Consider the following 25,437-nt stretch of genomic DNA (forward strand, 5'->3'; position numbering starts at 1 on the left):
TACAGTGTTGAAAAAATTACTCATTCCGTTTTTAATTATGGTTTTTACTTTAACGGTGTGTATTGCTGTTGATGATGCACCTGAGGTAAGCTGTAATTCTGCAGTTGTGTACAACGTAGAGTACGATCGTATTATTTACCAGAAAAACATTGATGAACCTGTTTTTCCTGCATCATTCACCAAAATAATGACAGCTGTGTTGGCTTTGGAATATGAAAATAAGCCCTCGGGTATTGAGGTTACCTCTTCTGCGCTGGAAGGCTTGACGGGAAATTATGCAGGGCTTAAGATTGGCGAATATGTACCGTATGACGATCTTTTGAAGGCACTTATAGTTGCGGGTGCCAATGATGCCGCATTAGTGCTTGCTCAGCACATAGGAACTACCGTAGATGGATTTGTCGACATGATGAATGCCAAGGCGAAGGAACTTGGTATGACAGCCACTCATTTTACCAATCCCACAGGAATGCATGACGGGTTTATGGAAACCACTGTCAGTGATATGCTTAAGCTGTGCCGTTATGCGTATCATATAAATGAGTATATGGAAATTTCTTCAATGCCTAAGTATGATATGCCAAAAACAAACAAATCACCACTTCGTTCGCTTATTACACGCAATCTTATGCTTTCAAAAATTTTTGGCGGTGACTACTATGACGGCGAAATACGCGGTATGAATTCGGGCAGCACCGAACAGGCAGGATTTTGTCTTGCCACAACCAAGGAAAATGACGGACTTGTTTATCTTTGCATCGTTTCCGGAAGCAAAAAAGACGAGGATAAAAGAATACTTTCTTACATAGATACCGATAATCTTTATGAGTATGTTTTTGCCAATTATCGTCTTACGGATGTTTTTACCGCTTCGTCTTCCGTATCACAGGTTCCGGTCAGATTTTCAGGGACTGTTGACAACGCCGTTATTGTTTCGGCTCAAACGCTTAAAAGCATTTTGCCGGCAGATGCAGACCTTAAAGCAGATGTGCATATTGACGCTTTGCTGAAAATAGATACATTGGATGCACCCGTAAAATCAGGCTCCGTGGTGGGCTACGCCGATATTTTTTTTGGTGAAGAAAAACTGGGTACTGTGGCGCTTGTTACACAGTCAAATATAGAAAGGAGTAATTTCCTATATCTTTTGTTCCTGATCGGCGAGTTTTTTAAACGTAAAGAGGTTATGCTTGTTGTACTCGGAATACTTGCGGCATTTATAATTTATCTGATAATCGCTATTCTGGCAATGCCCACAAAGCGAAAATAGAGAGGAAATAATGGGAAAAGTATTAAAAACGATAATCAAGATTGTGTTTATTTCTATTGTTGTATTGCTCAATGTTTTGATATGGGGCCGTATTTTTATTTCCTGTGATGCACCCATCACCAATAAGATAATATTGGATGAGCAGATACTCGAGGATTTTAAAAAAAATCCGCTGTCCTACAATGTCTATGAGTATTTTCCCCCCATAACGATGGATGAGCTGGGAAAAGTACAGACCCGTTACGTAACTCATATACGCGAAACGGACGATTTTCAGTTTACCATAAAATACAATATCGGATATTTTGAGAACAACGTTCCTCTTGACTTCAAGCTTCGCTGTGTATCGGGAGAAGAGGAGAGGGTAATAGAAGATATATACAGTGTTACTCAAGACAGATATATTTTCCGCTATTTGCGCTTTTCTGCCCAAAATATTAATTTTACGCAGGATGATTCGCTTTTTCTTGATGTTTTTACCGCTGATGGTCAGCTTTTCACAACACTTACACTGGTCGCACCCGACATTTCAAGTATGTATCATAAAACGGTTTCGCTTAAAACCATGTTAAAAAAACAATCCGATTAACCGAACGAACAAATTTATACGTTTTGCGAAAGAAATGGGATTTTAAATTTTTCAGGTTTATTATATTATAATTACAGTACAAGTTGTTCGTGCATTTTGACGGCTTAGTGCATAAAAAAAGGAGATATAAAGGAGATATATATGATTAAAATATCTTTGCTTGGAGATTCAATACGTATGATCGGGTACGGATTGAAGGTTCCTGAGCTTTTGGGCGATGATTACGAGGTTTTCCAATCGGGTGATAACGGCAGATTTGCTAAATACACCTATCGAACTTTGTTTGATATGAAGAATGACATGGCAGGAAGCCGTATCGTTCACTGGAATAATGGACTTTGGGATACATGTAATCTTTTTGGTGAGGGGCCATTCACTCCCGAAAACGAATACATCGAATATATGTGCAAAATTGCCGATATTCTGCTAAAAAGACATGACAAGGTAATTTTTGCTACCACGACCCCGGTTTCTCCCAAGCATGAGTTTAACAAAAACCCTGTCGCCGAAAGATATAACAGTCTGATTGTTCCCGTACTGAAAGAAAAGGGAATTATCATCAACGACCTGTACAGCACCGTCGCAAAGGATATTGATAAATATATATGCGATGACAAGATTCATCTTTCGCAGGAGGGTATCGATGTCTGCGCAAAGCAGGTGGCCGACATTATAAAAGAGGTTGCCAAAACACTTAAATAATGAATTATAATTCAGAAAGGATTTACATATTATGAAAAAAGGTATTAACATTTGGTCATTTGACGGCTCCAAAACATTTTACGAAAAGGTTGATATTGCAAAGAAGGCAGGTTTTGATGGAATCGAGCTTTCACTTGATATGACGGGTGAGGTTTCCCTTGAATCTACCGAAAAGCAGCTTCTTGAGGTTAAGAAGAATATTGAAGACAAAGGTCTTGAGATGTACAGCCTCGCAACCGGTTTGTTCTGGGATTTCCCTATAACATCCAATGATGCCGCAAAAGCAGCAAAAGCAAAGGAAATTGTAAAGAAAGAAATTGAAAGCGCCGCAATCCTCGGATGTAGCTCAATCCTTGTGATTCCCGGTCTTGTAAATGCCGACTTTGTTGATGGCTGTGAGGTTGTTGAGTATGACGTTGCGTATGACCGTGCCTTCAATGCAATCAGTGAGCTTGGCGAAATCGCAAAACAGTACAAGGTAAATATCGGTCTTGAAAACGTTTGGAATAAGTTCCTTGTTTCTCCCTTGGAGCTTCGTGACTTTATTGACAAAATCAATAATCCTTACGTAGGTTCTTATCTTGATATCGGTAACGTATTATTCAACGGTTATCCTGAACATTGGGTAAAGATTCTCGGCAGCAGAATAAAGGCAGTTCATTTCAAGGATTACCGCAGAGCCGCAGGCGGTCTGCACGGATTTGTTGACCTTCTCGCAGGCGACGTTGATTATCCTGCTGTTATTAAGGCGCTCAAGGCAGTCGGTTATGACGGTTGGGTTTCCGGAGAAATGATTCCTTGCTATAACAACTATTCCGACCAGATAATCTATAACACCTCTGCTTCCATGGATAGAATAATTTCAATGAAATAAGCATAAAAATAAAAATAAACTCCGCGTTAAGCGGAGTTTATTTTTATTTTTAATATTTCGAAATAAGAACGCCGACGGCGTTTTTTCATATTGCCGGAATTCATGGTGAAAGATTTTCGTGTTAGTGCACCGTTAAAATCTTCCGCTTCTTCCGCCGTGAGTTCTTCCACTGCTACCTGTTCGCGTGGTGCTTCTCAAACCGCCGGAATTGTTGCTGTCGTTATTTATACGTGTTTTAGTGACATTGCTGTACATGAATCGATCGACACTGCGTGCCATGAGGAGATTGCCGCAGTTTGTATAACTGTCGGCGTTTTTCTTTATACCTATGTTTTTCATGGGCGCTTTTAAAACAGAAACAACGATTAAACCGATTATTAATGCGACTATGACAACTATGACTTCAAATGTGATGTAAAAATCATAACCGCGCACAACTTCACGAGTGTAATCTGTGTCATCGTAGTAGTAATCGCTGTAATCGTAGGTGCCTGCAACATCAACAGAAGTACTGCCGGTTAACAGAATTGTACGTTCAATTCTGCCAATGTATTGCTCAAAGGCTTGTTTGTAGCTGCCTTCAGACAGATATGGCGTTATTTCGGCATGTATGTCATCCAGCAAGCTGTCATTGAAAAGCGAAATTGCTCTTCCGCAGGTGGATGTGGCAAATTCCCGTTCTTCCATAGCAATGACAAATATCAAACCGTCGTGGTTTTCGCCAATACCGTAACCGTTGAAGTCATAATAGTTGTCGGCAAAATCGAATATCTCTTCACCGTCAATTGTATTTACAGTCAGTATAACTGCATCAAATTCATATAAATCACGCAGAACTTCAATTATCTTATTCAACTCTTGTTCGTCAGCTTCGGAAAGTATATTTGCCTCGTCAATGACATTCGCGTAAGTCGGAACAGCCAAAGCAATAATAAGTATAATAACGAAAAGTATTTTTTTCATTCCGTCACCACCTTATATAAAAAACAGCAAAAGCTGTGCCAATACTGCTGTAATTCCCGCCACTCCAAACATCCATTTAAAGTACTTTTTGCGATCGACGGGAAATTCACCAATAAATTTTCCTGTTTGACCGTTGACAGCAAAAAGATAATTTTTTCCGTTGTATTTTGTGTTGAGAATCCAAACCGGTAAAAGTGCGTATTTCGTGGCATTCACATCAGTATGTATATTTCCGCTTTTTTGTACAACGCTTGAATATCCGTTTACAGTGGAGCGGAATGTGCTCGACGTTGTATCAGCTATACGTGTGCTTGCACGTTCACGGCTTTTGGAAGCGGCCACATCATATCTGTCGGCATAAAAGCCTGTAATATATGACAAATCAAATTCCTTTAGCTCATCATAATTATATGGTTCCAATGCGTCCATATACTCATCAGCCATTTTTGCAGATGCATCCACGGGCACTTTGTCAAATTTCAGTGTGCCCTCGCGTATTATGGAAAAATGGTCAGTCTTTGTATATCTGTATTTGCTGTCGCTCCAGATATGGGTATTTGTCGCGTTGTAAGTGAATTTTCCGTTTGCAGTGCAATCAAACAGCCAGAACGGAACGTATATGCCGGTCATTTTTTCAATACGGTTTTGTTCAAAAAACAAATCAGGCAGAAGCTTCAGCTTTGAAATATAGTTTTTATATGCCGATTTTGCTTCATCCTTGCTGATTGAGAAGGGGATGATAAGGTCAGGCTTAAGCATACCGCTCAATTTGCTTTCAACTATGACAGGATTTGAACAATATGCACACTCACTTGCTGCCATACCTTCGTTGCCGATAATTTCAGCTCCGCAGGAAGGGCAAGAATAAACACACATGTTTTCTGTATCTACGGTGTCGTGCTCGCTTTTATCTTCCCATCGGAATTCATTGGCGTCACTTATCTTTTCGAAATCCTCATAGTCCTGCATTTGCTCTGCGGTATATGAATTGTCACAAGCTTCGCAGGACAGTGTCTGTTTTTCGCTGTCAAACTTCAACGGATGGGAACAGCATGGGCACTTATATGTTTTTATTTCTGAACTCATTTTATATCATTTCCGTCAAATTTATCTCCGCATTCGGGGCAGAACTTTGGGATGTTGTTCATGTCCTTGGGCTCCCATCCGCATTTATCGCATTTAAAGCCCTGCGGACCGGGTTTTCCGCATTCCGAACAGAATTTTGTGGTGTTTGTTTTTCCGCATGTACAGGTCCAACTGTTGTTCGATGGCTTTGCCGTACCGCAATTAACACAGAATTTTCCGGTGTTTATGGTGCCGCATGTGCATTTCCAACTGTCCGCTGAAGAAGCGGAAGCGGTTTGCTGAGCTACCTGCTGACCCATGGCAAAGAGGTTCTGAGCATTGCTTCCGCCTGCATTCATTGCCATACCCATACCCATAAAGCCCTGCATTGCGCCGTTTTCGTTAGCCGCGGCGGTTCTCATAGCGTCGGCTTGAGCACCTACAAGACGGGAGCCTGCCATCATGGGGTTGGTGGTCATTGCGTTTTCTTCCCACTCTGTAATCTTCTTCCGCTGGTCTTCGGGGATGGAAAGAGAATTGATGGTCAGTTTTACAAGCTCAATACCACGTGTCTCTGTCCAGTCGGTTTTTAATACTTCGGTAAGAGCGTTTCTGATTTCAACGGTATGAGCGGGAAGCTCGGAATATTCAATCTTCTTTGCGGAAATCTGAGCCAGAGCAGGCTGAAGTGCATCCAGGAGAGAAGCTTTCAATATATCTTCCCATTCGGTTTTTTCATAGCAGTCGGTGACATTACCTGCGATATTCGTGTAAAACAGCAGGGGATTAGTGAGTTTATATGTATATTCTCCGTTGCATCTGATATCCACGGATAGCTTCAGACCCATCTGTTCGTTGATAACAACTTTAAAAGGAATAGGTGTGGCTGTTCCGTATTTGTTACCCATTATTTCCTTGGTGTTGAAGTAGTAAACTCTCTGATCTTTGCCTGTATCACCACCAAAGGTGAAACGTTTGCCGATGGTCTTGAAGGTTTCCTTTATGCTGTCTCCTAAAGAACCCGTAAATATGCTGGGTTCAGTCGATGTATCGTAAGTAAATTCGCCGGGCTCGGCACAGAATTCAACAACCTTACCCTGCTCAACAATCATCATTGCCTGACCGTCGGCAACAGCGATTACCGAGCCATTTGAAATGATATTGTCCTCTCCCTTTTTGTTGGAGGAGCGCTTGCTTGTGCGTTTTTCACCTTTAACCATAAGAGTATTGGAATCAATGGAATCGCAATAAAAGAATTCTTTCCATTGGTCAGCCAGCACTCCGCCAAGTGCACCAATTCCTGCCTTTATAAGTCCCATAACAATATCCTCCGATAAAATATAATTCAAAATTGGTAGTATAACTGCCGATATAATTATACTTTATTATCATCTCAATGTCAATACCTTTAAAATAAAACATGGAGGAAGTTCATATGAACTTCCTCCATAAAAAATGCATTCAGAATATTAGTTGTACAATTCGCCCAGCTTGGTGAGTCTGTCGTACTTTTCTTTAGCATATCCAACAGCTTCGTCAAACAGCTTGTCCGCCTTTTCGGGGAAAGAGCGTGTAAGAGCGCTGTAACGGGTTTCGCCGAGAATGAAGTCTTTGTAGGACTCGGTAGGCTCCTTGGAGTCGAGAGTAAATTTGCCCTCGGTAGCAGCGGGGTTGAATCTGAAGTTGTGCCAGTAACCTGCCGCAACGGCCTTCTTGGTTTCGTTCATGCTGGTACCCATGGACTTCATACCGTGGTTGATACAAGGAGCATAAGCGATAACAATGGAAGGACCTGCGTAGTTTTCTGCTTCAACAAATGCCTTGATACACTGGTTGTAGTCAGCGCCCATTGCAACCTGAGCAACGTAAACATAACCGTAAGACATTGCTATAGCTGCAAGGTCTTTCTTCTTCATAACCTTACCGGAAGCAGCGAACTGTGCGATAGAACCGGTAGGAGTTGCCTTGGAAGCCTGACCGCCGGTGTTGGAGTAAACCTCGGTGTCGAATACGAGAATATTGATGTCAAGACCGGAAGCAAGAGCGTGGTCAACACCGCCGAAGCCGATGTCGTATGCCCAACCATCACCGCCGAAGATCCAGATGCTCTTCTTGATGAAGAGGTCTTTTCTTGCGAGAGCTTCCTTAACAGCCTTGCCGAGATCGCAGCAGGGGCAAGCTTTGCAAGCTTCAAGAGCAGCGGTAAGAGAAACAGCGGCAGCCTTGGAAGCAGCGGCATCATCCTTGCCTGCAAGCCATGCATTGCAAGCGTCTTTAAGAGCAGCATCAGCTTCGTCATTTGCAGCAATAGCAGTGAGAAGCTCTACCAGCTTTTCACGGCGCTGTGCAACAGCCAGAGCCATACCAAGACCGTACTCTGCGTTATCTTCGAACAGGGAGTTAGCCCAAGCAGGACCTTTTCCTTCTTTGTTGGTGGTATAGGGGGTAGCAGGTGCAGAACCGCCCCAGATAGAAGAACAACCGGTAGCGTTTGCGATATACATTCTGTCGCCGAACAGCTGAGTAACAAGCTTTGCGTAAGGAGTTTCGCCGCATCCGGGGCAAGCACCGGAGAATTCGAGCAGAGGCTGCTTGAACTGGCTGCCCTTAACGGTGGTTTCCTTGAACTTGGCATTGATTTCGTCGTTGTCAGCAAATTTGTAAGATTCTGCGAAGTACTTCTGCTGGTCAAGCTGAGAAGCGATAGGCTTCATAACGAGAGCTTTTTCGCCCTTCTTGCCGGGACATACCTGAGAGCAGGAGCCGCAACCGGTACAGTCAAGCGCAGAAACGGTAACACCAAACTGGTATCCGGGCATACCTGTCATGGGAACCAGCTTCATTCCTTCGGGAACAACTTCGCCGTCCTTTACAGCAACGGGGCGGATAGCGGCGTGAGGGCAAACCAGAGAACAGAAGTTACACTGGATACAGTTGGTGAAGTTCCATTCGGGAACGTCAACTGCGATACCGCGCTTTTCGTAAGCCGCAGAGCCCTGAGGGAACAGACCGTCAGCGTCCTTAACGAAGGTGGAAACGGGCAGGAAGTCACCCTTCTGAGCATTGACGGGATTGAGTATTTTTTCAACAAATTCAACAAGCTCGGGTCTGCCGGAGATAGCGCCCTTGTCGGAAGCTTCGTCCTGAGCATTTGCCCATTCGGGCTTAACCTGAATTTCAACAAGGTTTGCAATACCCTTGTCAACAGCCTGCTGGTTCATGGAAACGATAGCTTCGCCCTTCTTGGAGAAGGATTTAACAATAGCCGCCTTCATGTAATCAACAGCCTCTTCCAGAGGAATGATGTTAGCCAGCTTGAAGAATGCTGCCTGAAGAACCATGGAGAACTTGTCTCTCAGACCCAGGTCACGCGCGATGTTTACACCGTCGATGGTGTAGAACTTAGCCTTCTTGGTTGCAAGGTCTCTCTTGATCTTTGCAGGGAGATATTTTTCTACTTCTTCGGGAGACCAGATGGTGTTCAGAAGGAATGTGCCGCCTTCTTCAAGATCTGCGGTTATGTCATATTTATTAACATAAGATGCATTGTGGCATCCGATGAAGTTTGCCTTGGAAACGTAATAGGTGGAGCGGATGGGGCTGTCACCGAAACGCAGATGAGAAATGGTTATACCGCCGGACTTTTTGGAGTCGTAGGCGAAATAAGCCTGAACATATTTGTCAGTGTGGTCACCGATGATCTTGATGGAATTCTTGTTAGCACCGACGGTACCGTCAGATCCCAGACCCCAGAATTTGCAGGAGATTGTTCCGGCGGGAGAGGTGTTGGGGCTTTCCTTAACTTCGAGAGAAAGGCTGGTAACGTCATCGTTGATGCTGAGGGTGAACATGGTCTTGGGCTGATCTGCATCAAGGTTTCTGTATGCAGCAATGATGTCAGCGGGAGTGGTATCCTTGGAGCCCAGACCGTAACGGCCGCCGATAACAAGAGCATTTTCGAACTTGGTACCGCGCAGAGCGTTAACAACGTCAAGATAGAGAGGCTCAGCCAGAGCACCGGGTTCTTTGGTTCTGTCGAGAACTGCAATCTTCTTAACGGTAGCGGGGATTTCACTGAGCATGTGGGAAACGGAGAAGGGACGGTAAAGTCTTACTTTGAGAAGACCTACCTTTTCACCCTTAGCGTTGAGGTAGTCGATAGTTTCTTCAATGGTATCACATACGGAACCCATAGCAACAAGGATCTTGTCTGCATCGGGAGCACCGTAGTAGTTGAAAGGCTTGTAGTTGGTGCCGATTTTTGCGTTAACCTGGTTCATATAGTCAACAACAATCTCGGGAACTGCATTGTAATAAGTGTTGCATGCCTCGCGTGCCTGGAAGAAAATGTCGGGGTTCTGAGCTGTACCCTTGAGGGTGGGATGATCGGGGTTGAGAGAACGCTGGCGGAATGCTTCAACAGCATCCATATCAACCATTTCAGCCAGATCGTCATAATCCCATACTTCAATCTTCTGGATTTCGTGGCTGGTTCTGAAGCCATCGAAGAAGTGCAGGAAGGGAACTCTGCCCTTGATAGCACTCAGATGAGCAACAGCGCCAAGGTCCATAACTTCCTGAACGTTGTTAGCGCACAGCATAGCAAAGCCGGTCTGACGGCATGCCATAACGTCACTGTGATCTCCGAAGATGGAGAGTGCGTGAGAAGCCAGTGCGCGTGCGGAACAATGGATAACACCGGGGAGAAGCTCACCGGCAATCTTGTACATGTTGGGAATCATGAGCAGCAAGCCCTGAGATGCTGTGTAAGTTGTGGTCAGAGCGCCTGCGGAAAGGGAGCCGTGAACGGTACCTGCGGCACCTGCCTCGGACTGCATTTCCATGATTTTGACTTCCTGGCCGAAAATGTTCTTTCTGCCTTCACTGGACCATTTATCGGTTACTTCCGCCATTACGGACGAGGGAGTAATAGGATAAATGCCGGCAACTTCGGTAAATGCATACGATACATGAGCCGCAGCATTATTACCGTCCATGGTAATTTTCTTTCTTGCCATTTAAAGTATCCTCCTTAAATATGAGCGGTCGAAAACGGCCGCGTAAAAATTCACAATATATATAATACCACTTTTCAATGAAAAAGTAAATAGTAAAAATCATTTTTTTATTAAATTTATAATTATTTCACAATTTTCGACCATCACCAAGCAGAGGTGAGTGAAATATAATGTATCAGGGGGCGATAAAATGTATGAGGGAAAGAAGAAAAAACTCAAAAGAAAGATAATTCTGGCAGTATTTCTTATATTTTTTGCGGTAATATGGCTTGCGTTGTACCTCAATGTAAGGTTAAGGCCGGTAGTACGCGAAATGGCGACAGCTCGTTCGCGAACTATTGCAACAAGGGTGATAAGCGAGGCAATCGAAGAGACCATAAGCGACAAGGGGATAACGTATGACGATTTGGTGAGCTTTGAAAAAACACAGGACGGAACTATAAGCGCCGTCAAAACCAACATAGTTAAGGTTAATCAGCTCAAATCGGCACTTTCGGTCAATATTCTCAATCGATTGTCGGAAACTACCGAAGATGAGCTTGCCATTCCCATAGGGAGTGTTGTAAACAGCGATCTGTTTTCGGGGAGAGGCTTTAAAATTAAAATTAAAATTATTCCCATAGGCTCTGTGTCGACAGATATAACAAATTCATTCGCTTCGGCCGGCATAAACCAGACACTTCACAGAATCAATATGGAAGTGCGGGCGGTAATATCACTCATAATGCCCACATTGAGTACAAATGTCGATATAGTGAACTCTGTATGCATAGCCGAGACTGTTATCGTGGGGCGTGTGCCGTCGGCGTATACTGAAGTGATTGAACAGAATGACGATATGATAGGTGTGCTGAATGATTTTCAAAGCAGAATAGACGATGTGTACTGAATGTGAAAAAATAAATTATAAAAAAATTATTAATTATGTGATTTTGCTATTCACTTTTTTGAAAAAGTGTGCTATAATCTATATAGTTATTTTGTCTAATGATGTAATACCCTGTAAAAAGCTGTCAAAATACGGCAAAAATAATGATTAATAACCGCTTTGGCTGTTTTGCCGGGCGCTGAGTGGAGGATTTTATGAAAATGCGTATTATAAGCATCGTATTTTGCCTTATCGCATTTACGGTGTCTTTGGTGCTGATGTTCAATATCTACAATACCGAAGCTGAACCCAAACTTCCTGCAGAGAATAATGGCGATGATATAATCCAGAACGATCACAACAGAACAGAGCCGCTTTCCGAAACAAGCATTAAAAAGCTTTCTGCAGATGTAAGCGCGTTTATCAATACACTTGCATACGAAAATGACAAGAATTACAGCGTAAAAATGCAGGATTACATAGATCAGCTTGAACGCAGTGCGGAATATCTGGGCACTGAAAAGCAGGATGCCTCCGGTAAAGCATATCTTTCCGAGATAGCGTCTGTGTTTAGGAATGTTCTTACAACTCCTTACATGAGTACCACTGAGCTGTCTTCTTTTGTAAGCGGAAACCTTACCAGGCTCAAGACACTCGTACCCGGTGTTACTGCCGATGCGGAGCTTTATCCGTCCGTAGATACCGATGCCAACGGCGCATTTACATTGGCGATGGTGGCTGTTAACAACACAAAGAAGCCCTCGGATGTGTTTACCGTTTCCGTAGGCGGCGGAGTTCTTTTGGGCGACGTTGTGGGTGCTTCCGAAAACACCTTCGCATCAGAGGTTGAAAAACGTGCGACCAACTCTTTCCCTTTGGGCGGTCTTTCTCCCGTGTTTTCTTCTGACGATTATTCCATAGTTACACTGCGCAACCCTCTCACCGCCGAAGCAACCTCCGATGACACCAGAACTGCTGTCAAAGGTAAGCCTGAGTATGTTTCCATGCTTTCAGCAGCAGGGATAAATGCGGTTAATCTCGCTTCCGATCATATGGGTGATTATGGTGATAAGGGTCTTGCAGATACAAAAATTGCACTCAGCGGTGCGGGTATAAATTTCGCGCTCAATGCTGAGGTGTGTGAGTATAACACTTCCATAGGACCTGTTGCACTTATTTCTTACGACCTCAATTCTTCCGCGGTTTCAAATAACGCCAATGCGGTTAACAATACCGTCAAAGAAGCCATATCTCTGGCGCGCAGCCGCGGTGCTGTTATGGTAATAACCATGTTCAGCTGGAAGGGCAATGAAAACCGTGAAATTTCGGATTATCAGGTAAGTGTGGGCAGAACGGCTGTTGATAATGGTGCTGATATGGTTGTCGGTACTTTCCCTCAGTATATCCAGGCAATAGATATCTACAAGGGTAAAACCCTTATATACAGCACAAACGATATACTCAACGGAAAAACCGATATACTCGGTTCCGATACAGTAGCCAATCCGGGTGCACTTATTATTTCTCAGGATTATAAGTATACAAACGGTACACTTGTACCTGCAGATATCACATTCTATCCGGTTATGTCCACTTCGGCAGGGGATAAGAATGACTTTACTCCCAGACTTGTTTTTGATGCTCAGGCAGATAATATCATCGAAAGCTTCAAAAAAGCATGTGTTTGCACAAGATACGGCCTTGCAAAGGAATCCAATCCCGCAAAGCAGGAAGTAAAATATATCCGAATCGGCGAATAATAAAACTAAAAAGGCACTCGGAACAAGTGCCTTTTTGCGTTGCAAATATATATGAAGGAATGAAAAATTATGTTAAAGACAGCAGTTATCATGGGCAGTGACAGTGATTTTGAAACAATGAAGGCTTGCATCAAAAAGCTTAAGGCTTTCGATATGCCCTTTGAAGTCAGAGTTATTTCGGCACATCGCACTCCCGCACTTGCAGAAGAATTTGCATCAAATGCTGAGAAAAACGGCTTTGGTGTTATCATAGCTGCCGCAGGTAAAGCGGCTCATCTTGGCGGAGTTATTGCAGCATATACAACGCTCCCTGTTATTGCCGTTCCGATAAAATCCTCTACCTTGGACGGCCTTGATTCTCTTCTTTCCATGGTTCAGATGCCGTCAGGTATACCTGTTGCCACCGTTGCCATTGATGGTGCACAGAATGCGGCTATACTTGCGGCTCAGATACTTTCGCTGTCCGATGCTTCTCTTAAACAAAAGCTTGCTGATGAAAAGAGAGCTATGGTTGAAGGTGTTATGAAAAAGGATGCTGCACTTCAAGAGAAGATAGCTGAAATATAAGTTTGAAATTAATATTATCATAAACGGAGGTTTTCAAAATGAAAAGATTAGAACAGCTTTATGAAGGAAAAGCAAAAAAGGTTTTTAAGACCGATGATGAAAATGTATACATGGTATACTACAAGGATGACGCTACCGCATTCAACGGTGAAAAGAAGGGTACCATCTCCAATAAGGGTATCATAAACAACCGCGTTACAAACCACCTTATGAAAATGCTTGAAAAAGAGGGTATTCCCACTCATCTTGTAGAAGAGATATCCGAGCGCGAAACACTTGTTAAACGCGTAAAAATCGTTCCTCTCGAGGTTATCGTAAGAAATATAGCAGCGGGCTCGCTTTCAAAGAGATTGGGTCTTCCTGAGGGCACAAAGCTCCAGACAACCGTGCTTGAGCTTTGTTACAAGGATGACGCTCTGGGCGACCCCATGATCAACAACTACCACGTATTTGCTATGGGGCTTGCAACTCCCGAGGAACTTAAGACCATTGAAGAGTATTCTCTCAAGATTAATAGAATTCTGGGTGATTACCTTAAGGACCTCAATATTGAGCTCATTGACTTTAAGCTTGAATTTGGTAAAACTGCCGACGGCACCATTATTCTTGCGGACGAGATTTCTCCCGACACCTGTCGTTTCTGGGATAGCGTAACTAAGGAAAAGCTGGATAAAGACAGATTCCGCCGTGATCTTGGCAACGTAGAGGATGCGTATAAAGAGATTCTCAAGAGACTTCTGGGGGAATAACAGCATGTTCGACACTATTCATGAAGAATGCGGTGTTTTTGGAATTTGTGACCCCAGCGGCGAAACCGATGTTGCACACGCAGCATATACCGCACTGTTTGCTCTTCAGCACAGAGGACAGGAGAGTTGCGGAATAGTAGTAAATAATGACGGCGAAATATCCTATCACCGCGATTTAGGTCTTGTTCCCGATGTCTTCACAAAGGAAGCCTTTGATAAGTTGGGAAACGGTCAGATTGCCGTTGGACATACTCGTTATTCCACAAGAAGCCAGGCTATAAAAGCAAATAATCTTCCGCTTATTACCCGTCATGTAAAAGGCCCTATGGCGATTTCTTTTAACGGAAGCATAACCAATGCGTCACAGCTCCGTGAGCGTCATGAATTGAGAGGCGGAATGTTCCATACCACTGGTGACACCGAGGTTATCGCATATACCATAACCGAGCAGAAGCTCACTTCGAACGTCATAGAGGAAGCAATAGAAAAAGCAATGTATAAGCTTGAGGGCGCATATTCTCTGGCTATAATGACGACACACAAGCTTATTGCTGTGCGTGACCCGTTTGGTTACCGCCCTTTATGTCTCGGTCAGATGCCCAACGGCGCATACGTGGTGGCATCCGAGTCCTGTGCATTCAATGCTATCGGTGCTGAATTTTTGCGTGATATAATGCCGGGCGAGATTCTTGTTATAAAAGGCAAAAATATGAAGTCCATAACTACCCATTGCGGCAGAAAACCGCACATCTGCGTTTTTGAATACGTTTATACCGCACGTCCCGATTCCGTTATTGAGGGTAACAGTGTTCATCGCGCAAGACTGAGGGCAGGTGAGTTTCTGTGGAAAGAGCATCCTGTTGATGCCGATGTAGTAATTGGTGTTCCCGATTCGGGTCTGGATGCTGCACTTGGACTTTCTCTTGCTTCCGGAATACCATACGGCATCGGATTTCTTAAGAATAAATACATTGGAAGAACTTTTATTCTTCCCACTCAGAAAGAGCGTGAAAACGCTGTCAGAATAAAGCTCAATGTTATTGCCGAGACTGTAAAGGACAAGCGCGTTATAATGGTTGATGACTCGATCGTGCGCGGAACAACCAGCGCCAACATCGTAGAGCTTTTAAGAAAAGCGGGAGCGAAAGAAGTTCACATGAGAATATCTTCCCCTCCGTTTATGTATCCATGTTACTACGGAACGGATATAGACAGTAAGGATAAACTCATCGCTTGCCGTATGTCTATTGAGGAGATACGTAATACCATCGGTGTAGATTCACTGGGCTATCTCAGCATTGATGCTGTAAACCATCTTGCTGATAACGGTAAATGCACCTTCTGCGACGGTTGCTTCACCGGAAAGTATCCATCCGATAAAGACCATAAATGTGAACACTGCAATATAAAATAAAAGTTTACGAGGATAAAAATGTCCCAGATTAAAAAAATTGCCGTCCTTGTATCGGGCGGCGGAACTAACTTGCAGGCTCTTATTGATGCTCAGAACAGCGGAATACTCAAGTCAGGAAAAATAGCTGCCGTTGTTTCCAGCTGTGATGATGCGTATGCACTCACAAGAGCAGCAAATGCGGGAATTCCGTCTTGCGTGGTTGCTCGAAAAGGATGTACGAAGGATGAGTTCAATAAACGACTTTGCGAAAAGCTCAATGAGCTTGAGTGTGATCTGGTTATACTTGCAGGCTTTATGTGCATCCTTACAGATGTCGTTCTCAAGCCATATGCAAACCGTATAATCAATGTTCACCCTTCACTTATACCTTCCTTCTGCGGTGACGGCTTTTACGGACTTCATGTTCACGAAGCGGCGCTTTCGAAAGGTGTTAAGGTGACAGGAGCGACCGTACATTTTGTCAATGAGATCGTGGACGGTGGTGCAATAATATTACAGAAAGCGGTCGAAATACAAAGCGGAGATACTCCCGAAATCCTGCAAAAACGTGTCATGGAGCAGGCTGAGTGGAAAATACTCCCGTATGCGGCAGAGCTTTTCTGTGCGGATAAGCTTATAATTAATAACAATAAATGTGAAATTAAAGGAGAATAACATGAAAAAACGCGCTCTTATCAGTCTTACCGATAAAACCGGAGCGGTTGAATTCGCCAAAGAACTTGAAGCACTGGGTTATGAGGTGCTTTCCACCGGTGGTACTGCCAAAATTCTCAGAGACAACGGCGTTAATGTAATAAATGTTTCGGATGTTACAGGCTTCCCCGAATGTCTGGACGGCAGAGTCAAGACACTTCATCCGAATATTCATGCAGGTATACTTGCAATGCGCTCCAACCCTGAGCACATGAAACAGATACAGGAATTGGGCGTTGACCCTATTGATATTGTCGCAATAAACCTCTATCCTTTCAAGAACACTATTCTTAAGGATGGTGTTACCCGTGCCGAAGCTATCGAAAATATCGATATCGGCGGTCCTACCATGATAAGAGCGGCAGCTAAGAACTATCAGGATGTTGCTGTTATTGTTGACCCTGCGGATTACCCGGTTATTATAGAACAGCTTAAAAACGGCGGCGTAACCGTTGAAAAGAAGCTTGAGCTGGCATATAAGGTGTTCAACCACACCGCTCAGTACGATGCCATGATTTCCACGTATCTCCGCAAAGAGACCGGTTCGGAGATTTTCCCCGACAACATCACCTTTACTTACGAAAAGGTGCAAAGCATGCGTTACGGTGAAAACCCCCACCAGCAGGCGGCATTCTATAAGGAAATCGGAACCCATCTCAGCGGTACTCTTTCCGCCGCAAAGCAGCTGCATGGCAAAGAACTTTCTTACAACAATATCAATGATACCAACGGCGCACTGGATCTTCTTAAGGAATTCTCGGAGCCTTGCGTTGTTGCGGTTAAGCATGCAAACCCCTGCGGTGTAGGTGTTGCGGATAATATTTACGATGCTTATGTTAAGGCGTATGAAGCAGACCCTGTTTCCATATTCGGCGGCATTGTTGCGGCGAACCGTGAGATTGATGCGGCTACCGCAGAAGAGATATCCAAAATATTCCTTGAAATCGTTATTGCTCCTTCCTTTACACCGGAAGCAATAGAAATAATCGAAAAGAAAAAGAATATCCGTATTCTTGTTCTCGAAGATATTTCCAAGCCCAACGAAAAATCCTTCCTCGACATGAAAAAGGTTGCGGGCGGTCTTCTTGTTCAGGAATATAATGACGAGCTTTATGACGAAGCTGATCTTAAATGCGTTACCGACCGTCAGCCTACCGAAGAGGAAAAGAAAGCTATGCTTTTTGGAATGAAGGTTGTAAAACATACAAAGTCCAATGGTATCGTGCTTACTCTTGGCGACCGTACCGTAGGCATAGGTCCCGGTCAGACCAATCGAATCACCGCACTTGAACTTGCTATAAAATATGCCGGTGACAAGGCAAAGAATTCTGTTCTTGCTTCCGATGCCTTCTTCCCGTTCGGCGACTGTGTCGAAGCAGCTCACAAGGCGGGTATTAATGCTATAATTCAACCGGGCGGTTCCATAAGAGACCAGGAATCCATTGACCTCTGCAATAAATATGGTATTGCTATGATATTTACCGGCAAGCGTCACTTTAAGCACTGATGAGGGGAATTATAATGCAAAAATATAATATACTTGTTATCGGCTCGGGCGGAAGAGAGCACGCCATACTTTGTGCAATGAAAAAGAGTCCGCAATGCGGTAAGCTTTATGCCGCACCCGGAAACGGCGGCATTTCTCAGATTGCTGAGTGTGTTAATGTGAAGGCTACCGATATTGATGGAATACTCGGTTTTCTTGAAACTTCGGATGTAGACCTGGTTTTTGTAGCCCCCGATGACCCGCTTATGCTGGGCATGGTTGACAAGATACAGGAAAAGGGTATCAGAGTATTCGGACCACGTCAGAACGCGGCTATTATAGAGGGAAGTAAGGTCTTTTCAAAGGACCTTATGAAAAAATATAATATTCCCACTGCCGGTTATGAGGTATTCGAAAATCCCGCCGATGTAATGAATTACATAAAAACAAAAAACAGCTTTCCGACTGTAATAAAAGCAGAGGGACTTGCACTTGGTAAGGGCGTTATTATTGCCGAGGATCTTGCCGCGGCTGAGAGCGCAGTAAAAACCATTATGGAGGATAAAATCTTCGGTGCTTCCGGCAACCGCGTTGTGGTTGAGGAGTTTCTTACAGGTCCCGAAGTGTCCGTGCTTGCTTTCTGTGATGGAAGAACAGTTGTCCCCATGGTTTCCGCGCAGGACCATAAGCGTGCATTTGACCATGATATGGGCCCCAACACAGGAGGAATGGGTACATTCTCTCCCAGCAGAGTTTACACCGCGGATATTGCCGATGTGTGCATGAAAACCATTTTCAAGCCTACGGTGGAAGCGATGGCGAAAGAGGGACGACCTTTTAAAGGCGTACTTTATTTCGGACTTATGCTTACCGCAAAAGGTCCTATGGTAATAGAATATAACGCACGCTTCGGCGATCCCGAAACACAGGTTGTTCTGCCTCGACTTAAAACAGATTTTATTGATATCATTAATGCTGTTATAGATGAAAAACTTGACGAAATTAATATAGAGTGGGAGAATAACGCGGCGGTTTGCGTTGTTGCGGCTTCCGGTGGATATCCCGGCTCTTATAAAACCGGATATGAGATAAGCGGTCTTAAGGAATGCGAGGATTTCGGTGCTACGGTTTATCACGCGGGTACAAAAGTTGCTGACGGTAAAATCGTAACAGGCGGCGGACGTGTTCTCGGAATAACCTCTACCGCACCTACACTTGACCTTGCAATTGAAAAATCTTACGAAGCAATTAAAAAAGTTTCGTTCACTGATATGTTCTACCGCAAGGATATTGGTATAAAGTGAAGCTCAGGTATTTTTTAACGTTACTGTCGGTAGTGATTGTGTTTTCTTTGATTGCTTATGCCAATACCGACAGCTTGAAGAAAGACTTTTTCGACGCTCAGTCATTTCTGGATGCAGATGTCGTCAAAATTTTTGACGGCATCTGCGAAAAAGGTAAAATAACAGAGTTTTTTGTCGAAGATAAAACTGATTCTTCAGACATACGCTACTATGTTTACAGTGACGGCGAAAAACATTTTATTGAAAGCCCGGACAACTTCGGCTATACGATATTAACAGATGGAAGCGATGATGAAATTCTTGCTCCATTTGATGTTATAAGCTTTTTTTTCAATAGTTCAATTCGGCATACCAAGTACTCTCGTGTTTTTGAGTTTTATGAATCGGTAATCAGAAATTCGGTAACCGAGGATGATTTCAGAAAACAGAGTACGTACGTGAAGATAGGATCATTGCGAAAAAAGTGTGATACTGTAACGCTGAATGTAAAAGGCTCCGCAGTTATTAGCGGTATAAAGAAGTTTTTGGGCTCTGATGATTTCGTTTCGCTTGTTAATGACGTGTATGATTGCAAATATACCTCTGATGATATGTTGCGTTATGCCGATGTGCTTATTCCGTACGAGGAGGCTGCACTGATTCATAAAAGAAGCATAGTAGGCGGGAAAATCATTTCGGAGAATATTGTTTTTGACACAGGCAGTAATGTTTATACCGTTAAAGTTGCCAACGATTATTCCGAACACCCGTCTATTACCATGACGTTTTCCGATTCCGGACGCACTGTTTGTATTGAATTGGAATATAAAAAAACGTATGGTGCAGAGGAACTGACCATAAACACCAAAGACGAATTAATAAAGCTTGTAAAAACTGCGGATTCATTGCAGTATTGCAGTGAAGCTCAGGAAACGACAAAAATTATATCGGTTCGTCCATACGGCGATTATATACCCGAGAATGATGTTTTTGGTATGAATATTTTGCGGGATAAGCGTTTGATTTTTACCAAATTGTCAAGGTGGCTCAGGGGCAATGCCGATGCCGCTTTGCTTTTCAGAACATACGAAGCAGATATTAACCCTTTGGATATTAAAACAGAGGATTTAAAAATAATTTTTGATGAGTAAAGGGAGATTAAGCATATGCAGGGATTTTCTAACAACTCGCTTGGCAATAAACTTGTTATTATGGGTACTGCAGGCACAGAAAATATGCTCAAGCAAATAGAGGGTTATATAAGAGAGTGGCGTTGCACACCGGATGAAAACTTTATAGTTCAGACTTCTTGCCCCAGATTCAGCTCCGGCGAAGGTAAGGGACTTATAAAAGAATCCGTTCGTGATAAAGATGTTTATATTCTTTGCGACTGTTTCAATTATGGTGTTGAGTACAAAATGTACGGCAGAAATGTTCCTATGAGTCCCGACGACCATTTTCAGGACCTTAAACGTATAATTTCGGCAATCGGCGGTAAAGCATCCCGTATTTCCGTAATCATGCCCATGCTTTATGAAGGTCGTCAGCACCGTGTCAGCGGACGTGAGTCGCTGGACTGTGCGATGGCACTCAAAGAACTTGAGGATATGGGCGTTGAAAACATTGTTACTTTCGATGCACACGATGACAGAATAAAAAACGCTGTCCCGTTTATAGGCTTTGATAACCTTATGCCTACATATCAGAATCTTAAGGCGTTTGTTCACGATTACGACGATGTCGATCTCTCTAACCTTATAGTTGTTTCTCCTGACGAAGGAGCACTCAACCGTGGAATGTATTATGCATATGTTATGGGTATAAAGCTCAGTATGTTCTATAAGAGACGTGACTATTCGGTAGTTGAAAACGGCAGAAACCCCATAGTTGCCCATGAATATTTGGGTGATGATGTTAACGGCAAGGACATTATAGTTGTAGATGATATACTTTCCACAGGTGACTCCTTCCTTCACATTATCGATAAGCTTAAGGGTATGGGAGCAAAGCGTATTTTTGGCTTCTTCTCGTTTGGTCTTTTCACCAACGGTCTTGAAATTTTCGACCAATACTATGAAAAGAACCTTTTTGACCGTATTTACACCACAAACTCTGTTTATGTAACGGACGAACTTAAGTCTAAAAAGTGGTTTACTGAGGTTAACGTGCTTAAATATGTTGCTTATTACATTGAAGCGCTTAATAAACATAATTCTGTAAGCAAGCTGCTTGATTCCAGCGAAAGAATCAATGCACTGCTGGCCGAACTCAAGGCTCGAAATACCAGTGTTAATGTCAACCAAATGTCTATTGAGAATAATTAAACACGATAAATATAAATAATAATACCGGGTTGAACCAACCCGGTATTATTTATTTATTGAAAAACTCTTTGATATTTTCGGCATCCTTTGCGGTAATACCTTTTACTTCGCAAAGTTCATCCTTACTTGCCTGCGAAACGGCTTTGATGCTCTTGAAATGCGACATAAGTCTTTTTGCTTTTACTTCGCCTATACCGTCAATCCTCTCCAGCTTGGAGGACGTCATATGCTTGGCGCGTCTGCTGTCCATTTTGCTGAATGAAAAACGATGAACCTCCTCTTGAATTTTATAAATGAAATTGAAAATAGGGATGTTTTTTGCAATACTGATTTCGTAATTATCGTCTGTAAGACTTCTGGTTTTATGAAAACTGTCCTTCACCATACCGAACACGGGGATTTCAACCCCCAGCGAATTAAACAGCCGGCGGATAACCGATACGTGTCCCTTTCCGCCGTCAAGCAGGATAAGATCCGGCAGAGGAGGGAAGTTTTCATCATCGGCATGCGAAATCCTTCTCTTTAAAGCTTCTGCCATTGCCCCGTAGTCATCCTGAGAATCGCTTCGTATGTTAAAGGAGCGGTAGTCACGCCTCCTGAAGCTTGCGTTTTCTATTACTACCATTCCGCATGTAATGTGCGCATCACCCGTGTTTGAAATGTCGTATGCTTCGATTCTTTCGGGTATAACCTCAAGCTGAAGTATATCGGCAAGCTCAATGAGCAGTGTGTCGCTTTTTTGGTTGACTTCGCGTGAATGAAGAGCTATGCTTTTGGCATTTTCGCACGCCATGTCGTTTAACTTTTTCATTTCACCGCGCTCGGGAAAAACGAACTTTACATTATATCCGCTTTGCAAAGTGAGATATTGTTTTTCCGGTTCGCAATCCCATTTCAGTGAATTGGATATAATTATCTGACGTGGTACGTATTCACGTTTTTTGTAAAACTCAATGAGAAACGCGGAAAAAGATGATGGATCCGGAATTTCGTCAGCCCCGAAAATAAAACTGTCCATATCCGCGAGTTTTCCACCACGTATAAATAGCACAGCTATGCAGGCTGAAACTTCATCGGTGTAAATTCCGAATACATCCTGATCGGTTTCAGGAGAGGCAATTATTTTTTGATTCTGGCTTAGTTTTTCAAGAGCGATATACATATCTCTCAGCTTGGCGGCACGTTCAAAGTTGAGTTCGTCCGAAGCCTTAAGCATCTCTTGCTTAATATTATCTGATGCTTGCCTGATATCACCTTTTAAGAACAAGATAATTTTATCGAAAATCTCCCTGTATTCTTCCAAAGTTATTTTACCTGTACAAGGCCCCACGCATCTGTCAATGTGATAATTCAGGCAAGGTCTGCCTTTACATATGTCCTGTGGGAATTTTTTATTGCAGGTGGCAGTTTTAAATGTCTTTTGTATTGTCTCAATTAGATTATAAACGGTGGAAGAAGAGGAATACGGGCCAAAATACTTCGCCGTATCGTGCTTTTGCGAGCTTCTGCTTCTTACAACACTGAGCTTCGGATAACCCTCCGTTTCCACTTTGAGATAAGGGTAACGCCTGTCATCCTTGAGTTTTATGTTGTATCGCGGCTTATATTTCTTAATAAACTCGTTTTCCAATACCAGAGCTTCGTTTTCCGTGTCGGTGAATAAACACTCAAAATCGTCTGCCGACATAACCATCTTGCGGGTTTTGACAGGATGGTTCTCTATTTGTGTAAAATACTGTGAAACTCTGTTTTGAAGAGTCTTTGATTTTCCGACGTAAATTACTTTGCCGTTTTTGTCCTTAATAAGATACACGCCGGGTTTTTTTGGAAGTAATCGAGCTTTTTCGTATAGCTTTTCTGTTTTCACAAAATACTCCTTGGTTTTAGTAACATTATTATAACAAAAAAACATCGACATGTCAATTATACTTTTAATTTTTGTATATACTATTGACAAATGTCAAAAAATGTAGTATAATACACAGGTCAGTTGAAACGAACAGGAAACGGCTTGTTCCGGCCGAAGGAGTAACACTCTCAGGCTTCACTTTGTGAAAAAGACTGTTCGCGGATGACACTCTGGAGAAGCCCGCTTTTTGCGGGTGCCGAAGGTGCAAGAGCTTTTTTGCTCAATCTCTCAGGCAAAAGGACAGAGAAATATGCTTTATTCAGGTGTATTTTGCCTTTTACTAAGGGAACTTGTCTTTCGGCGAGTTCTCTTTTATTATTTTTGAAAAGGGGTTTTAAACCATGAATCAGTTTTTTGAAGTGTTGGAAAAATACAATGGTGAAATTAATACCTTTGTATGGACAACACTCGGTCTCGTGCTTTTACTGTTCACAGGAGTGCTGACCACAATAATCACCAAATTTTTCCAGGTATCCCACCTTGCGCACTGGTGGAATAACACCATAGGAAGTCTTTTCAAGAAAGACGTTATCAGTCATTCCAAGGACAAAAAATCCATCTCTCCCTTCCAGGCTCTTTGCACTGCCCTCGCTGCAACTATCGGTGTAGGTAATATTGCCGGTGTTGCCGCCGCTATCTGCATAGGCGGTCCCGGTGCTGTTTTCTGGATGTGGGTTGCAGCATTCTTCGGTATGATGACCAACTATTCCGAAAATGTTTTGGGTATTTATTACCGCCGCCGCAATAAGGATGGCGAATGGTCCGGCGGTGCTATGTACTATCTGCAGGATGGTCTTGGTTCCAAAAAGGGTTGCAAACACATAGGTAAAATTCTTGCAGTTTTGTTTTCAATTTTTACGTTGCTTGCTTCCTTCGGTATCGGAGCAATGGGTCAGATAAACAAAATTGTTGTTAATATAGAATCTGCGTTCAGAATAGATGCACTGGCTGATATACAGCTTTATGACGGTGTAAGTGTATATTCTGTTGTTATTGGCGTTGTGCTTGTTGTAATTGCCGCTCTTATAGTTCTCGGCGGCTTGCAGAGAATTGCTTCCTTTGCAGAAAAGATAGTTCCCTTTATGGTTGTACTGTTCGTTGCCGGAAGTATAGTTATTATCGGTGTTAACTACAATATGATTATTCCCGCGCTCAAGGCTATTTTCGTTACCGCATTCAGCCCCGTTGCAGTTGCCGGTGGTGTGACAGGTTCTATAATTAAAACCGTTATGGTTCAGGGCTTTAAGAGAGGCGTATTTTCCAACGAGGCAGGTCTCGGTTCTTCTGTAATGGTTCACTCCAACTCCAACATCAAGGAACCCGTTAAGCAGGGTATGTGGGGCATATTTGAAGTGTTCGCAGATACAATGGTGGTTTGTACAATGACAGCGCTTGTTGTGCTTACCTCCGGTGTTTATGCAGATCTTTATGCGCCTATCGGTACATATACCAATGATGCTACAATGGTTGCGGAAGCATTTAACTCCGTTTTCTCTTGGGGTAATATAGGCGGAAAGTTTATTGCAATTGCGATTCTTTTGTTTGCATTTACCACTGTTCTCGGTTGGGACCATTACGGTACCAAGGCATGGGAATATTTGTTTGGTACCAAAACAACAAAGGTTTATAAGGTTATTCACCTTGTAATGATAATGTTTGGTGCTCTTCTTACTTCGTCTCTTGCATGGGATATTTCCGACACCTTCAACGGTCTTATGATGATCCCCAACCTTATTGGTGTAATTGTGCTCTCTGGTCTTGTATGTAAGATTACCAAGAACTACGTAGATCGTGTTTTGAAGCATAAGGATGTAAAGCCTATGTACTCTGTATTTGCAGATGTACAGGAAGCTCAGGAAAAAGCAATATCCGATGAAGAAGATAAGTAATTGATTTGTGGGGA

At 43.0% G+C, this 25,437-nt stretch carries 20 protein-coding genes and 2 riboswitches; of the genes, 15 read left to right on the forward strand and 5 right to left on the reverse strand.

Translation table 11 applies throughout. From position 1 onward, the window contains the following. The first annotated feature begins 4 nt into the window (after positions 1-4). From E7588_00980 to E7588_00995, 4 genes are all read left to right on the forward strand, one after another. Entirely contained in the window at positions 5-1,270 is a 1,266-nt protein-coding gene (locus tag E7588_00980; GenBank protein MBE6687831.1) for a D-alanyl-D-alanine carboxypeptidase, read from the forward strand. Between the two features lie 10 nt (positions 1,271-1,280). Continuing rightward, the gene (locus E7588_00985; protein MBE6687832.1) at positions 1,281-1,859 is read left to right on the forward strand and encodes a hypothetical protein; all 579 of its coding nucleotides are present in this window, start codon (positions 1,281-1,283) and stop codon (positions 1,857-1,859) included. A 141-nt stretch (positions 1,860-2,000) separates the two neighbouring features. Continuing rightward, the gene (locus tag E7588_00990) at positions 2,001-2,561 is read left to right on the forward strand and encodes a hypothetical protein (protein MBE6687833.1); all 561 of its coding nucleotides are present in this window, start codon (positions 2,001-2,003) and stop codon (positions 2,559-2,561) included. A 31-nt stretch (positions 2,562-2,592) separates the two neighbouring features. Then, complete coding sequence (locus E7588_00995; protein MBE6687834.1) at positions 2,593-3,435, forward strand: sugar phosphate isomerase/epimerase; 843 nt, start codon at positions 2,593-2,595, stop codon at positions 3,433-3,435. Between the two features lie 132 nt (positions 3,436-3,567). On the opposite strand, the gene E7588_01000 is transcribed toward E7588_00995, so the two are convergent. From E7588_01000 to nifJ, 4 genes are all read right to left on the reverse strand, one after another. Further along, the gene (locus tag E7588_01000) at positions 3,568-4,398 is read right to left on the reverse strand and encodes a hypothetical protein (protein MBE6687835.1); all 831 of its coding nucleotides are present in this window, start codon (positions 4,396-4,398) and stop codon (positions 3,568-3,570) included. 12 nt (positions 4,399-4,410) lie between these two features. After that, a complete protein-coding gene (locus tag E7588_01005; GenBank protein MBE6687836.1) occupies positions 4,411-5,484 on the reverse strand; it encodes a hypothetical protein in 1,074 nt (357 codons plus the stop codon). After that, positions 5,481-6,782: an SPFH domain-containing protein gene (locus tag E7588_01010; protein ID MBE6687837.1), complete on the reverse strand. Its 1,302-nt coding sequence runs from the start codon at positions 6,780-6,782 to the stop codon at positions 5,481-5,483. Before E7588_01010 ends, E7588_01005 begins: the two co-directional genes overlap by 4 nt. A 150-nt stretch (positions 6,783-6,932) precedes the next feature. Next, positions 6,933-10,481, reverse strand: coding sequence for a pyruvate:ferredoxin (flavodoxin) oxidoreductase (gene nifJ / locus E7588_01015; GenBank protein ID MBE6687838.1), 3,549 nt, complete (start codon positions 10,479-10,481; stop codon positions 6,933-6,935). A 190-nt stretch (positions 10,482-10,671) separates the two neighbouring features. Between nifJ and yunB the strand changes: the two genes are divergently transcribed. From yunB to prs, 10 genes are all read left to right on the forward strand, one after another. Beyond that, on the forward strand, positions 10,672-11,370 hold the full coding sequence (yunB, locus tag E7588_01020; protein MBE6687839.1) for a sporulation protein YunB: 699 nt from the start codon (positions 10,672-10,674) through the stop codon (positions 11,368-11,370). A 194-nt stretch (positions 11,371-11,564) separates the two neighbouring features. Continuing rightward, a complete protein-coding gene (locus E7588_01025) occupies positions 11,565-13,109 on the forward strand; it encodes a hypothetical protein (protein ID MBE6687840.1) in 1,545 nt (514 codons plus the stop codon). A gap of 69 nt (positions 13,110-13,178) precedes the next feature. After that, the gene (gene purE / locus E7588_01030; protein ID MBE6687841.1) at positions 13,179-13,676 is read left to right on the forward strand and encodes a 5-(carboxyamino)imidazole ribonucleotide mutase; all 498 of its coding nucleotides are present in this window, start codon (positions 13,179-13,181) and stop codon (positions 13,674-13,676) included. A 38-nt stretch (positions 13,677-13,714) separates the two neighbouring features. Further along, positions 13,715-14,425 carry a phosphoribosylaminoimidazolesuccinocarboxamide synthase gene (locus tag E7588_01035; protein MBE6687842.1) on the forward strand — a complete coding sequence of 237 codons (711 nt, stop codon included), beginning with the start codon at positions 13,715-13,717 and terminating at the stop codon, positions 14,423-14,425. Between the two features lie 4 nt (positions 14,426-14,429). Further along, a complete protein-coding gene (locus E7588_01040) occupies positions 14,430-15,839 on the forward strand; it encodes an amidophosphoribosyltransferase (GenBank protein MBE6687843.1) in 1,410 nt (469 codons plus the stop codon). Positions 15,840-15,866: 27 nt separating this feature from the next. Continuing rightward, complete coding sequence (locus E7588_01045; GenBank protein MBE6687844.1) at positions 15,867-16,493, forward strand: phosphoribosylglycinamide formyltransferase; 627 nt, start codon at positions 15,867-15,869, stop codon at positions 16,491-16,493. Position 16,494: 1 nt separating this feature from the next. Next, entirely contained in the window at positions 16,495-18,039 is a 1,545-nt protein-coding gene (purH, locus tag E7588_01050; GenBank protein ID MBE6687845.1) for a bifunctional phosphoribosylaminoimidazolecarboxamide formyltransferase/IMP cyclohydrolase, read from the forward strand. Further along, the gene (gene purD / locus E7588_01055; GenBank protein MBE6687846.1) at positions 18,039-19,322 is read left to right on the forward strand and encodes a phosphoribosylamine--glycine ligase; all 1,284 of its coding nucleotides are present in this window, start codon (positions 18,039-18,041) and stop codon (positions 19,320-19,322) included. The genes purH and purD overlap by 1 nt, the downstream gene beginning before the upstream one ends. Before the next feature lie 38 nt (positions 19,323-19,360). Then, positions 19,361-20,452, forward strand: coding sequence for a hypothetical protein (locus E7588_01060; protein ID MBE6687847.1), 1,092 nt, complete (start codon positions 19,361-19,363; stop codon positions 20,450-20,452). 15 nt (positions 20,453-20,467) lie between these two features. After that, the gene (gene prs / locus E7588_01065) at positions 20,468-21,625 is read left to right on the forward strand and encodes a ribose-phosphate diphosphokinase (GenBank protein MBE6687848.1); all 1,158 of its coding nucleotides are present in this window, start codon (positions 20,468-20,470) and stop codon (positions 21,623-21,625) included. A 49-nt stretch (positions 21,626-21,674) separates the two neighbouring features. On the opposite strand, the gene uvrC is transcribed toward prs, so the two are convergent. Continuing rightward, on the reverse strand, positions 21,675-23,543 hold the full coding sequence (gene uvrC, locus E7588_01070) for an excinuclease ABC subunit UvrC (GenBank protein MBE6687849.1): 1,869 nt from the start codon (positions 23,541-23,543) through the stop codon (positions 21,675-21,677). A gap of 72 nt (positions 23,544-23,615) precedes the next feature. Beyond that, positions 23,616-23,699: riboswitch (glycine riboswitch) on the forward strand. 3 nt (positions 23,700-23,702) lie between these two features. Further along, positions 23,703-23,780: riboswitch (glycine riboswitch) on the forward strand. Positions 23,781-23,875: 95 nt separating this feature from the next. Here uvrC and E7588_01075 point away from each other — a divergent pair. Further along, positions 23,876-25,423: an alanine:cation symporter family protein gene (locus tag E7588_01075; protein ID MBE6687850.1), complete on the forward strand. Its 1,548-nt coding sequence runs from the start codon at positions 23,876-23,878 to the stop codon at positions 25,421-25,423. The last annotated feature ends 14 nt before the right edge of the window (positions 25,424-25,437 follow it).

It is taken from the genome of Oscillospiraceae bacterium (assembly GCA_015065085.1).
Lineage (GTDB): Bacteria > Bacillota > Clostridia > Oscillospirales > SIG627 > SIG627.